General features: G+C 74.8%; 9 protein-coding genes and 2 pseudogenes. 9 read left to right on the top strand and 2 right to left on the bottom strand.

The annotated features are described in order from the left end of the window. The first annotated feature begins 333 nt into the window (after positions 1 to 333). The 4 genes and pseudogenes from ACIQKA_RS04710 to ACIQKA_RS04725 form a co-directional block, all read left to right on the top strand. Positions 334 to 1,653 (top strand): hemolysin family protein, encoded by a 1,320-nt coding sequence (locus ACIQKA_RS04710; protein ID WP_383442361.1) that lies wholly within the window; start codon positions 334 to 336, stop codon positions 1,651 to 1,653. After that, on the top strand, positions 1,650 to 2,669 hold the full coding sequence (locus tag ACIQKA_RS04715) for a hemolysin family protein (RefSeq protein ID WP_390106620.1): 1,020 nt from the start codon (positions 1,650 to 1,652) through the stop codon (positions 2,667 to 2,669). The genes ACIQKA_RS04710 and ACIQKA_RS04715 overlap by 4 nt, the downstream gene beginning before the upstream one ends. A gap of 262 nt (positions 2,670 to 2,931) precedes the next feature. Then, a complete protein-coding gene (locus ACIQKA_RS04720) occupies positions 2,932 to 3,141 on the top strand; it encodes a DUF2945 domain-containing protein (RefSeq protein ID WP_383152531.1) in 210 nt (69 codons plus the stop codon). 286 nt (positions 3,142 to 3,427) lie between these two features. Further along, positions 3,428 to 3,814: pseudogene (locus ACIQKA_RS04725) on the top strand (helix-turn-helix domain-containing protein); the annotation flags it as partial. Between the two features lie 163 nt (positions 3,815 to 3,977). Here the strand turns inward: ACIQKA_RS04725 and ACIQKA_RS04730 are convergent. Beyond that, positions 3,978 to 5,222, bottom strand: a complete 1,245-nt coding sequence (locus tag ACIQKA_RS04730; protein ID WP_383152530.1) for an NADH:flavin oxidoreductase/NADH oxidase family protein — start codon at positions 5,220 to 5,222, stop codon at positions 3,978 to 3,980. A gap of 303 nt (positions 5,223 to 5,525) precedes the next feature. On the opposite strand from ACIQKA_RS04730, the gene ACIQKA_RS04735 reads away from it, so the two are divergent. Together ACIQKA_RS04735 and ACIQKA_RS04740 are read left to right on the top strand one after the other, a co-directional pair. Continuing rightward, positions 5,526 to 6,593: a DUF3533 domain-containing protein gene (locus ACIQKA_RS04735; RefSeq protein ID WP_383152529.1), complete on the top strand. Its 1,068-nt coding sequence runs from the start codon at positions 5,526 to 5,528 to the stop codon at positions 6,591 to 6,593. 11 nt (positions 6,594 to 6,604) lie between these two features. Further along, positions 6,605 to 7,066: pseudogene (locus ACIQKA_RS04740) on the top strand (type 1 glutamine amidotransferase domain-containing protein); the annotation flags it as partial. 152 nt (positions 7,067 to 7,218) lie between these two features. On the opposite strand, the gene ACIQKA_RS04745 reads toward ACIQKA_RS04740, so the two are convergent. Further along, positions 7,219 to 8,367, bottom strand: a complete 1,149-nt coding sequence (locus tag ACIQKA_RS04745; RefSeq protein WP_402539967.1) for a PucR family transcriptional regulator — start codon at positions 8,365 to 8,367, stop codon at positions 7,219 to 7,221. A gap of 160 nt (positions 8,368 to 8,527) precedes the next feature. On the opposite strand from ACIQKA_RS04745, the gene ACIQKA_RS04750 reads away from it, so the two are divergent. The 3 genes from ACIQKA_RS04750 to ACIQKA_RS04760 all read left to right on the top strand — a co-directional run bounded on the left by ACIQKA_RS04750 (position 8,528) and on the right by ACIQKA_RS04760 (position 12,707). Further along, positions 8,528 to 10,015, top strand: a complete 1,488-nt coding sequence (locus tag ACIQKA_RS04750; RefSeq protein WP_402539968.1) for a long-chain fatty acid--CoA ligase — start codon at positions 8,528 to 8,530, stop codon at positions 10,013 to 10,015. Positions 10,016 to 10,176: 161 nt separating this feature from the next. After that, complete coding sequence (locus ACIQKA_RS04755; protein ID WP_402539969.1) at positions 10,177 to 11,151, top strand: alpha/beta hydrolase; 975 nt, start codon at positions 10,177 to 10,179, stop codon at positions 11,149 to 11,151. A gap of 836 nt (positions 11,152 to 11,987) precedes the next feature. Continuing rightward, positions 11,988 to 12,707, top strand: coding sequence for a hypothetical protein (locus ACIQKA_RS04760; RefSeq protein ID WP_402539971.1), 720 nt, complete (start codon positions 11,988 to 11,990; stop codon positions 12,705 to 12,707). Positions 12,708 to 12,814 lie beyond the last annotated feature (107 nt).

Below are 12,814 nucleotides of genomic sequence, written 5' to 3' on the forward strand. Positions count from 1 at the left end.
CCCCGCCGCTCCCGGCGCCGGGCCCCGTGCCCGCGCGCCCGGCGGCCGTCGCGGCCGGGTCCTCCCCGGCGACCGCCGAGCGCGGTGAGCCGGAGCGGACCGCCGCCCCTCCCGCGGGCCGCTCCCGCCCTCCCGCCACCGGCCCGGCCGGAGCCGTACGCGGCCGTGCGACGGCGCGGGCCCTCCGGAGGGAACCGACCGGTCCCGCCGCCGTGTGATCCCGCACCCCCGCCACGTACCCGCAGATACTCGGGTTCCGATCACCGTCCCCAGAAGGAGCACCTCCTTGTCCGCCAGAACGACCCGCCCCCACGTGCCCGGGGGCGGTGGCCGATGAACGCCGCCCTCGGCCTGTCGGCCGTCCTCGTGCTGACCGTCGGCACCGGCTACTTCGTCGCCCAGGAGTTCGCCTACGTCGCCGCCGACCGCCTCGCGCTCGCCCGGGAGGCCGACGCCGGGGACAAGCGGGCGGCCCGCGCGCTGAAGGTCCTCGAACGCCTCTCGTTCATGCTCTCCGGCGCGCAGCTCGGCATCACCGTCACCGGCCTGGTCGTCGGCTTCCTCGCCGAGCCGTCCGTCTCCGCGCTCCTCAGGCCCCTCCTGGAGGGCACGGGCCTGTCCGGCGGGGCGGTCTCCGCGATCTCCGTCGTCCTCGCCTTCGTCCTGGCCACCGTCCTGCAGATGGTCGTGGGCGAACTCGCGCCGAAGAACCTGGCGCTTGCGGTGCCCGAACGGCTGGCCAAGTCGCTGGCCCCCTCCACCCTCCTCTACCTGAAGGTCGTCGGCCCGGTCGTCCACGTCTTCGACGGCGCCGCCAACAAGCTGCTGCGCAAGGTCGGCATCGAGCCGGTCGAGGAGCTGCACCACGGCGCGACGCTGGAGGAGCTGAGCCACCTGATCGGCGAGTCCCACGAACAGGGCGAACTGCCGCCCGCCACCGCCGAGCTGCTCGACCACGCCCTGGAGTTCTCCGAGCGGACCATGGCCGAGGTCATGGTGCCGCGCGCCGACGCCGTCTTCGTGCGCAAGGACGCCACCCTCGCCGAAGCCGTGGAGCTGATCGCCCGGCACGGCCACTCCAACTACCCGGTGCTCGGCGACCACCCCGACGACATCGCCGGCGTCCTGGGCGTGAACGAGCTGATGCGCCTGCCCAGCGCCACCTTCGACGCCACCACCGCGGGCGAGGCCGCCCGCCGCCCGCTCCTGCTGCCCGACACGCTGCCGCTGCCGAGGGCGGTGGCGCAGATGCGCGAGCGCGACGACGAGTTCGCCGTCGTCCTCGACGAGCACGGCGGCGTCGCCGGCGTCGTCACCTACGAGGACATCGCCGAGGAGCTCATCGGAGACATCGCCGACGAGAACGACAGGATCGTCGTCGTGGCCGCTCCGGACGGCGAGGGCTGGCGGGTGGACGCGGGCCGGCGCCTCGACGAGATCGAGGAGGCCACCGGCATCGCCCTGCCCGGGGAGGACGACTACGACACCGTGGCCGGCCTGGTCATCGACCGCCTCGGCCGCTTCCCGACCATCGGGGACCGGCTCACCGTGGACGGCGTGCGGATCGAGGTCCTCAGCCTCGACCGCCACGTCCCCGAGCACGTCCGCATCGAGCAGGTCCGCGCCGAGCAGGCCGAGGAGGCCCGGGCATGAGCTTCCCCACGGCACTCTTCGTCACCGTCCTGCTGCTGATCGGCAGCGGGTTCTTCGTCGCCGCCGAGTTCGCCCTCGTCGCGGCCAAGCGCCACCGCATCGAGAAGGCCGTCGCCGAGGGGCAGCGCGGCGCCAGGGCGGCGCTCGCCGGCATGCGCGAACTGTCCCTGATGCTCGCCGGCGCCCAGCTCGGCATCACCCTGTGCACCCTCGGCCTCGGCGCGATCTCCAAGCCGGCCGTCTCGCACGAACTCGACCCGCTGCTGGTCGAGCTGGGCCTGCCCGCGTCCCTCAGCTACGGGGTCTCCTTCGCCGTCGCCATGATCGTCGTGGTCTTCCTCCACATGGTCGTCGGCGAGATGGCCCCCAAGTCCTGGGCCATCGCCCACCCCGAGCGCTCGGCCATGCTCCTCACCCCGCCCTTCAGGGCCCTGGTCAAGACCGTGCGCCCGCTGATCTGGATCCTCAACAAGGTCAGCAACGCGCTCGTGCGGCTGTGCCGCGTCCAGCCCCGCGACGAACTGACCGCCGTCCACAACCGCGAACAGCTCACCCACCTCGTCGTGGAGTCCGAGCGGCTGGGACTGATCAACAAGACCGACTCCCAGCTCATCACCCGCTCGCTGGTCGAGCCCCAGACGCCGGTGGCGCGCCTCCAGACCCCGACCGCCGACATCGTCACGGTCCCGGCCGGCGCCGACCTGGACGCCCTCCTGGCCCGGGCCTCCGAAGCGGGTCGCTCGCGCCTCCTGGTCCGCGACGGCGACCGGTTCCTCGGCTCGGTCCACGCCCGCGACGCCCTGGTCGCCCGCACCCGCGGCCGGGCCCTCACCGCCCGCGACCTCGCCCGCCCCGTACCCGAACTGACCACCGGCACCACGGTCTCCGAGGCCGTCGAACACCTGCGCCGCCGCCGCTCCTCCCTCGCCGTCGTCCGCGACGAGGAGGGGACCCTCACCGGCCTGGTCAGCCTCGACGACCTCCTCGTCCGGCTGATGGGCCCGCAGACGGCCTGAGCCCCGCGCCCCGACGCGCGGCCCGGCGCCGCTCCGTGCCGGCGCCCCGGCCCGCGGACGGGCCGGGGCGCCGGCGTGCGCGACCGGGCGGGCTCACGAGGTGCCGGGCCTCTCCACGGGGCGGAGCCCGCCGGGTGCTCCGACCCGGCGGCCGCCCGGCTCCGGGCCGGACGCGGCTCCGGGGCGCCGGGTCCCGGGCACGCGCCTATCGTTCTCACAAGGGGTGATTTCGTCCTCGCCCAGGAGCGGGAGGAGGAGGGGCATGCCGGAGAAGTTCTCGGTGGGTGACCACGTCCGATGGAACTCCGAGGCCGGGTACGTCGAGGGTGTGATCGTCGAGAAGCACACGAAGGACGTGGAGTACAAGGGGCGCATGCGCCGGTGCACCGAAGACGATCCCCAGTACGAGATCAGGAGCGACAGGACGGGCCACACCGCCATGCACCGGACCGGCGCGTTGACGAAGCTGTAGGTCCCGGCCGTGCGTGGGGCGCGGTGGTCCGGACGGGCCGTGGGACGGCGAACCGGATCTGTACGCCGGGGCGCTCGACGCGCTGCCTCGGCGAGGTGCCGACGATGCTGCGGAACAGCGAGGTCACCTGTCTGATGGACGCCCGGTCGTTTCCGTGACACGGGCCTCGTCGAGGACGTGCGCGTCGAGGTCGCCGCGGTCCCGCCCGGGACCGTGGCCTCGTGCGGCGGCGCGGAGAGCAGCGACGGTGCCACGGCGAGGGCCCGCTCCCGGGCCCGGACGAGGCGCCGTCCGGCTCGTCGAGGGCGGCCTGCTGCCCCACGGCGGGCTGCACCACTGCACGGACCGAGTGGAGGAACTGCTCCTGCTGTCCTCCCAGGAGCTCGTCGACGCGGCGGCCGCACGCTGTCTGACCCCCCTGAACGACGTCGCCCCCGCCCAGGCGGGACGCCTCGCCGACACGCTGCTCGCCTGGATCGAGACCTCCGGCGGGGCCCCGGAGGTCGCCCACCGTCTGGGCGTGCACCCCCAGACGGCCCGCTACCGCCTGCGGCAGATCCGCGAACTGTGGGGCGACGTGCTCGACGACCCCGACCGCCGGTTCGAGATGCTCCTGGTGCTGCGCTCCCGGCGCCTGCGCCGCGAACCCTCCGGTGGCGACGAGCAGGGATAGGCGGCGCCCCGTCGAGCGGTGCCCGGCGGCCCGGGCCTGCTCCTCCCCCGCTTCCCGAGCAAGCGCGACCACCGCGTCGCCGTGGTCCGGGACGTCGCCCGGAAAAGAGCCGGGTGCTCCAGCGCGAACCGCACGTGGGCGACGGCCTCGCGGGCGGGACGGCTCAGGCCGCGCCCCGGGGCTCGGCCAGCCACGTGCGGTAGCTCCGCAGGGCCTTGCGCTGCTTGAGCTGTTCGGAGACCAGGGCGACCACCGGGTGGATGCCGGGCCTGGTGCCGCCGCCCCGGGCGAGGCGGCGCATCTGGTGACGGACCTGGGCCATGCTCGCGGCGGAGGCGAGGGCCTTGTCGGACCAGTTCACCGGCCGCAGGGGGCGGTCGGCCTCGCGGCTCCGGTGCCAGCGGTCGGGCAGGTCGGGGGTGACGGCGAGGGCGGTGCCCATGCCGACGACCGCCACGCCGCTGTCGAGGACCCGCTCCGCCGTCGCGCGCCTGGTGATGCCGCCGGTGAGCATCAGGGGCAGCGGGCTCGTTCCGACGAGGTCCCTCGCCAGGTCGAGGAAGTACGCCTCGCGCGCCTGCGTGCGCCTGTCGGTGGGGCGGCCGGTCATGGCCGGGCTCTCGTAGCTGCCGCCGGAGAGCTCGACCAGGTCGACGCCGAGGGGTTCGAGCATCCCGATGACCCGGCGGGCGTCGTCGGCGTCGAAGCCGCCGCGCTGGAAGTCGGCGGAGTTCAGCTTGACCGCGACCGTGAAGGAGGGGGAGACGGAGGACCGGACCGCGCGGACGACGTCGAGCAGCATCCGGGCCCGGTTCTCCAGGGACCCGCCCCACCGGTCGGTGCGCTTGTTGACCAGGGGGGAGAGGAACTGCGACAGCAGGTAACCGTGGGCGGCGTGGACCTCGACGCCGTCGAAGCCGGCCTCTTCGGCGCGCCGCGCGGTCACGGCGTACCGGGTGACGGTCTCCTCGATCTGCCGCGGGGTCATGGCGGTCGGGCGGCCGAAGCGGCCGCTGTGCCTGCCCAGGCCGACGCCGATGTCGGACGGGCCCCACACCACGCCGGGCATGCCGGAGGCCACCTGACGGCCGGGGTGGTTGATCTGCATCCACACCGCGCCGCCCCCGGACTTGGCGGCCTCCGCCCACTCGGCGAACGGCGCGAGCGGGGCGCGCTCGTCGAGCACGACGCCGGCGGGGCCGGTCAGCGCCTCCGCGTGGACCATGACGTTGCCGGTGACCAGCAGGCCGGCGCCGCCGGCGGCCCAGCCCCGGTACAGCGTGAACAGCCGCTCGTCGGGGAGCTGGCCGGCGCCGGCCATGTTCTCCTCCATCGCCGCCTTCGCGATCCGGTTCTTCAGCACCTGCCCGGAGCGCAGGGGCAGCGGTGAGAACAGCTCGCTGGTCATGTGGGTTCCCTCTTCCTCCGCGACCGTTCGATCGCCTCAAATGTTTGCAGCGCTCACATTAGGACATGGATGTAATCGATGCAAACATCAAGCGGGTGCGGGTGCGGGTGCGGGTGCGGGTGCGGGTGCGGGTGCGGGTGCGGGTGCGGGTGCGGGTGCGGGTGCGGGTGCGGATGCGGATGCGCCGCGGACGGACGGATCGCGTCCGAACAACCGTGCGCCCCCGGCGCGTCCCGGCGTGTCGACAGCCGTTCGGGTGCTTCCCGCCTGCGCGGGCGCCTCCCGTCCCGGACCGTTGACACCATGAGACAGAGCACCTTGTCCGAGGTGAAGGACGCCGTCACTCCACGGGCCACCCTGCTGGTGATCGGGGTGATCGCCCTTCAGCTGCTGTTCGTCGCCTCCTACGTGGGAGCCCTCCACGAGCCCAGGCTCAGGGACGTGTCCCTCGGCGTGGTGGCGCCGCAGGCCGTGGTCGGGCAGACGGTGGACCGCCTGGACGGGCTGCCGGGCTCGCCGCTGGACCCGCGCGCGCTGCCCGACGAGCGGACGGCCCGGGAGCAGATCGCGAACCGGGACGTCTACGGGGCGCTGGTGGTGAATCCGGCCGGCACCACCGACACGCTTCTCGTCGCCTCCGGCGGCGGCAGGGCCCTGTCCCTCGCGCTGGGCACGCTCGTCGCCACCGTGGACAAGGCCCAGGGACGCACCGTCCGCACGGTCGACGTGGCCCCGGCCTCCCCGCACGACTTCAACGGCCTGTCGTCGTTCTACCTGGTCATCGGCTGGTGCGTCGGCGCCTACCTGTGCGCGTCGATCCTCGCGATCAGCGCCGGCGCCCGCCCGGCCAACCCGACCCGCGCGGCGACCCGCCTGGGCACGATGACGCTGGTCGCACTCGCCGGCGGACTCGGCGGCGCGATCATCGTCGGGCCGATCCTGGGCGCCCTGCCGGGCAGCGTCTGGGCCCTGTGGGGGCTCGGCGCGCTGCTCATCTTCGCCGTCGGCGCCGCGACGCTCGCCCTCCAGGGCCTCTTCGGCGTCATCGGCATCGGCCTGGCGATCCTGCTCGTCGTCATCGCGGGCAACCCGAGCGCGGGCGGCGCCTTCCCCGCGCCGATGCTGCCACCGTTCTGGCAGGCGATCGGCCCGGCCCTGCCACCGGGCGCGGGCACCTGGGCGGCCCGCTCGATCTCCTACTTCCACGGCAACGGCATGACGTCCGCCCTGCTGGTGCTGTCGGCCTGGGCGGTCGTCGGCGTCCTCGTCACCATGCTCGCGGCGGTGCTGCGGCAGCGCCGCGCCGCGGACGCGGAACCTTCCGGAGCGGCAACGGACGGGGCGGCGGGGCGTACGGCGCCGGGAGCGTAGGGCCGGAGGGCGGGGGAGCACACGGTCCCCGGCCGCTGGAGGAGATCGATCCGGACGGCTTCGACATGGTGTTCTGTCCGGGCGGGCACGGTCCGACGGAGGACCTGTCGGTCGACCCGGTCTGCGGTGCGCCGCCGACCCGGTCCCTGGCCCCGGGCAGACCGCCGGCCCTGTCGTGTCATGCGCCGGCGGCGGCGTTCGCGGCGGAGGACGAGGACGGGTCGTGGCCCTTCACCGGATACCGGACGACGGGGTCGTCGAGCCTGGAGGAGAAGCTCAACGGCTTCGGCCGCAGGGCGGTCCGGCTGCTGGAGGACCGGTTGCGGGAGAGCGGGGCGCGGTGCTCCAAGGTCCGCCTGCCCCTGCGGCCGTACGTGGTGGTCGACCGCACCCTCTGCACGGGGCGGGACCCGCCCTCCTCGAAACGCCTCGCCGAACGCCTCGTCGCCGACGCGAACGCCTCGTCGCCGACGCGAACGCGGCGGCGAAGGCCCGCTGACCGCGAGGCGCCGGCCGCCGCGTCCGTGACCGGGCCCGCCTCGTCGAACGCGTCGGCTCCCGTCCGCGGGCCTCGTGCGACCCTTCGCCCCCGTCGCGGAGACGGAGCCGCCGCCCGGGCGCCGGTTCACCCCGCCCGGTCGCGGACCGCCAGCAGCGCCGCGCCGATGTCCGTCGTCGCGCGGGGATCGGAGAGGGACCGCCCCGTCAGCTCCTCGACGCGCCGGAGACGGTAGCGGACGGTGTTCGGGTGGACGAAGAGGCCCCGCGCCGTGGCGTTGGCCGAGCCGCCGGAGGCGAACCAGTGCTCCAGGGTGCTCAGGAGGCGGGACCGCTCCGCGGCCGGCAGGTCGAGGACCGGCCGGAGCGTCACCTCCACCAGGCGGGCCGCCTCGGCGGGCGCCGCGGCCACGACCATCGCCAGCGGGTCGTCGTCGAACCGGGCCACGCCGGGACCGGTGCCCGGCAGCCGGGACAGGGCCAGGCGGGCGAAGCGCAGGTTCTGCGGAGCGCCCTGGAGCGAGGAGAAGCACGGGCTGAACCCCACGCGGGCGCGGCTGCCCCGCAGGACGCGGAGGCAGGCGCCCTCCGCCGCGGCGGAGGGCAGCGCGACCAGCGCGAGCTGCTGGTCCGGCAGCAGCCGCCACGCGGAGGGGAGTTCCGCCCGGCGCAGCGCCGCCTCCACGCCCGCGAGGGGCTCCTCGCCCGGCGCGCCGGCCTCCGCGACGGCGACGGCGTACGGTCCCTGCTCGGGCAGCCCCAGCTCCCGGGCGGCCTCCCACAGGGTGTGGTCGGTGATGACACCGGTGAACAGCGCCTCCACCAGGGCATAACGCCTCGCCTGGCCCCGGGAGGTCAGCTCGGCGGCCGTCTCCCGGTAGGCGAGCGCCACCGCTTCCGCGTACAGGCCGAACAGCGCCCAGAAGTCCGCGGACTCCGACACCAGCAGGTCGTCCGACCCCTCCGGGCGCGTGCGCGCCTCCGCGACGATCTCCGTCCACAGGAGTTCCGAGCCGATGTGGTACGCGCGCAGGGTGTCGGCCAGCGGGACGCCCTGCTCCGCCCTGGCCCGCCCGGTCTCGCGGGCCGCCTCCGCGTCCGGGGAGCCCTTGCGGCGCAGGTGAGACAGCACGAAGTCCGCGTTGGCGTGGCAGGAGCGCCGCAGCGAGTCCAGGGGGATCAGGGACTCGTCCTGGTAGGCGTCGACCTCCGAGCGGATGCGGAGCGCCATCCTCCCGGCCAGTTCCGGAAGCCTCGACCGGAGTGCCGCGGCCACGCCCGAAAGGTCCATGTCCGCAGCTTAACCCCCGTGTTTTGTCGCGGAGGACAATCCGGGGGGCCGAGCGCTGTCGCACAGGCCATAGGACCCGCCGGTGGACGACGGCAAGATGTCGGCAATGTAAACATGTGGTGCTCTCGTGTGACGGAGGCGGGTCATGGCCAATCTGGCAGGGTTCCTCGTGGAGACGGCCGGGCGACAGCCCGGGCGCCCCGCGCTGCGCCTGGGGGAGCACGTCCTCACCTACGCGGAGCTGGACGAGCGCAGCGCCCGCGCCGCCGCCCTGCTCCGGGCCGAGGGCGTACGGCCGGGCGACCGGGTCGCCCTGATGCTGCCCAACGTCCCCGAGTTCGTCGTCCTCTACTACGGCGTCCTGCGCGCCGGGGCGGTCGTCGTCCCCATGAACCCGCTCCTGAAGACCAGGGAGAGCGAGTTCCACCTCGCCGACTCCGGCGCGGTGCGGCTCTTCGAATGGCACCGGGCGCCGGGCGAGGGGGCCGCGGGAGCCGCCGCCGCGGGCGTGCGGCACACCGCCGTCGAACCCGCCGCGTTCGCCGCGGCCCTGGCCGGGCACGAGCCGCTGCCCGAGGTCGCCGACACGGACGGCGAGGACATGGCCGTACTGCTGTACACCTCCGGCACCACCGGCCGCCCCAAGGGCGCCGTCCTCACCCATGCCGGACTGCGGCACAACACCGAGGTCAACGGCGTCCAGATCCAGCGGATGACGCCCGAGGACGTCGTGGTGGGCTGCCTGCCGCTGTTCCACATCTTCGGGCAGATCTGCACCATGAGCGCGGCCGTCCGCAGCGGCGCCTCGCTCGTCCTGATCCCCCGCTTCGAGCCGGGGACCGTCCTGGACGCCGTCGCCCGCGAGCGGGCCACCGTCTTCGAGGGCGTCCCGACCATGTACGCGGCGCTGCTCCAGCACCCGTCCGACGCGGACGTGTCGACGCTGCGGATGTGCATCTCCGGCGGCGCCTCGCTGCCGGTGGAGATCCTCCACGGCTTCGAGCGCCGCTTCGGCTGTCCGGTCCTGGAGGGCTTCGGCATGTCCGAGACCAGCCCGGTCGTCACCTTCAACCACCCCGACCGCCCGCGCAAGGCCGGCTCCGTCGGCACCCCCATCCGGGACGTGGAGGTGCGGCTCCTGGACGACGAGGGACAGGACGTGGCCCCCGGCGAGATCGGCGAGCTGGCCGTCCGGGGACCCAACGTGATGAAGGGCTACTGGAACCGCCCCGAGGAGACGGCCGCCGCCGTTCCCGACGGCTGGCTGCGCAGCGGCGACCTGGCCCGGGCGGACGAGGACGGCTACCTGTACATCGTCGACCGCAAGAAGGACATGATCATCCGCGGCGGCTACAACGTCTACCCGCGCGAGATCGAGGAGGTCCTGCACGAGCACCCCGCCGTCGCCCTGGCCGCCGTGCTGGGCACCCCGCACGCCGAGCTGGGCGAGGAGGTCGCGGCCGCGGTCGTGCTCCGTCCCGGCGCGCGGGCCACCCCCGAGGAACTGCGGGAGTACGTCAAGGAGCGGGTGGCGGCCTACAAGTACCCGCGCCGGGTGCGGCTCGTGGACGCGCTGCCGCTGGGGCCGAGCGGCAAGATCCTCAAGAGGGAGATCGTCCTGCCGGCGGAGTGACCCCCCGCCGGGCCCGGCGGCCCGGTTGCGGGGGGCGGGAGGGGCGCGAACGATGGAACCGGGCGCTGCCGTGTCCGGGCGGCAGCCGTTCGTACGGGCCGCGGCCGGTGAGGCCGCGCAGCAGGGCACGCGCGTGCCCGTTCTCGTTCCAGGGAGTGGCCATGACCGATCTTCCTCCTCCGATCACCCCGTATCTGGAGCCGGCGGCGAAGGAGCTGTGCGAGGCGACGGATCCGCATCCGCGGATCTACGAGGTGCCGCCGGAGGAGGGCCGGGACATCCTGCTCGGTCTCCAGAGCGACGCGAGCGTGCCGCGTCCGGAGGTCGACGAGGAGTGGGTGGAGGTCGACGCGGGGGAGTGGGGCACGGTCCGCACCCGCGTCATCCGGCCCGAGGGGGTTGCCGGGCCGCTGCCGGTGGTGTTCTACATCCACGGCGCGGGCTGGGTCTTCGGCGACGACAAGACCCACGACCGGCTCTTCCGCGAACTCGCCGTCGGCGCCGGGGCGGCGGGTGTCTTCCCGGTCTACGACCGGGCGCCGGAGGCGAAGTACCCCACCCAGGTCGAGCAGAACTACGCCGTGGGCCAGTGGGTCCTGCAACACGGCGCCGAGCACGGCCTGGACACCTCGCGCGTCGCGGTCGCCGGCGAGTCGGTCGGCGGCTGCATGTCGGCGGTCTTCGCGCTGATGAACAAGGAGCGCGGCGGCATCGACCTCAGGGCCCAGTGCCTGCTCTACCCGGTCGCGAACGCCGACTTCGACACCCCCTCCTACCACCAGTTCGCCGAGGGCTACTACCTCACCCGCGACGGCATGAAGTGGTTCTGGGACGCCTACACCACCGACCCCGCCCAGCGCGCCGAGCACCACGCCTCCCCGCTCCTCTCGACCCCGGACCAGCTCAAGGACCTGCCCAAGGCGCTGGTCATCACCGACGAGGCCGACGTCCTGCGCGACGAGGGCGAGCAGTACGCCAACAAGCTCCGCGAAGCCGGCGTCGACGTCACCTCCGTCCGGGTCGCCGGCATGGTCCACGACTTCCTCCTCCTGGACAGCCTGCGCGACACCCGGGCCGCCAACGTCGCCCGCAAACTCGCCGTCGACTTCCTCGCCACCGCACTCCACGACGACTGAGACGCACGGTCCGAACCTCGCACGGCCCGAACCTCGTACGGTCGAACCTCGCACGTCCGAACCTCGTACGGTCCGGCTCCCGGCGCCCGCGCGGCAGGGGGCCGGACCGCCGGCCGTCGACCGCCGTGGCCCCACGGTGGTCCGGCGACCCGGGGAACACCGCGTCGGTAATCTGCGGGCCATGACGGCTGGAACGGGGACGGTCCACGACTTCTGGGGACGCGGGCTGCTCGTGGACGCGGGCGTGGATCCGGACGATCCGCGGCTGGACGCGCGCGAGTACGCGGACCGGGCGGCCGCGCTCGCCGTGAGCGGGTTCGACTCCCGGGAACCCGGGCGGGCCGAGGGCGCGGTCGCCCTCGCCTCGGACGTCCTGCTGCGATGGCGCACGCCCCGGCCGGAGTTGACGGCCGGCCTGGTGCGCTGCCTGGAGTCCGGCGATTCCCATGCCCGGGGCGACGCGGCGCTGGCGCCGGCGCGGCTCGTGTCGGCGGACTCTCCGCCGGACGTCGCATCGGCCGTGCCCGCGCTGATCGCGGCCGCCGGCCACTCCTACGACCGGGTCGCCGGACCGGTGGCACTGGCCCTCGCCCGTCTCGGCCGTCCGGAGGCCCTCGCCCCGGTCCACCGGTGGCTCGCGTCGAGCCACCGGCTCCCGTTCTTCCAGGTGACGTCGCTCGGGGAGGTCCTGCGGCCGTTGGTGAGCCACGCCGACGCGTTGCTCCCCGGAAATCCGCCGCCTGCTCGTCGACTCGGCCGGCGAAGAGGGACTGCGCCCGGTCCTCGCGACCCTGGCCTCCTGGGGCCCCGCCGCGAGCGCGGCGGTCCCGGAACTCGTGTCGACGCTCGCCACCCGCAACGTCCGGTGGGCCTGCGACGCGCTCGGCGGCGTCGGCCCGGCCGCGGCGCCCGCCGCGGACACCCTCGACGGCTTCGTCCGCGGCGCCGCGCGACCACCGCGCCACGACGGCGGCATCCCGTTGCCGAACGGCGTACGGAGATGGCACGGCACGCAGAACGCGGCATGGGCGCACTGGCGGATCACCGGCGACCCGAAGGTCTTCCTGGCCTTCGCGGAGGACGCGGCGGCCCGGGGCCTGGAGGGTGCCGACCTCGCCCGCCTGGCGGAGCTGGGGCCCGGGGCGGCGCGCTGCGCGACCGCACTCCGGCCGCTCCTCGGGTCCCCCGGCCCGTGGACCCGCGTCCAGGCCGCCCACGCCTGGTGGCGGATCACCGGGGACACGGACGCCGCCGTCCCGGTGCTGCTGGCCGCGCTGGAACCCCTGAGGGCGGGCGAGGCCGACGAGCCCTGCCGCGCGGCGGTCCGGTACACCGCCCGGATCGGTGCCCCGGCCGCCGCGGCGGCGCCCCTCCTCGAAGCCGTGTCGTCCTCCGACCGGCGCTTCCCGGCGGACGTCCGCTCCGCGGCCCGCGCGGCGCTGACGGCCTTCGGCGGCGCCCCCGCCGACGGTCACCGTGCGGCGCCCGGTCCGCCCCGCGTCGGCGGGCGGGGATCGTCCGGCCCCGGCGAGCGGGCCCCGGATTCCTCCGCGTGACGCCCCTCCGGCTCCGCCGCTCCGGTGGAGCGCCGCCCCGCCCGACCCGGTGACGACGGCGCGCCGGCCCGCTCGAACTCCGGCAGGCTCCACCCGCCCCGCTCCAG

It is taken from the genome of Streptomyces sp. NPDC092045, assembly GCF_044756005.1.
GTDB lineage: Bacteria > Actinomycetota > Actinomycetes > Streptomycetales > Streptomycetaceae > Streptomyces.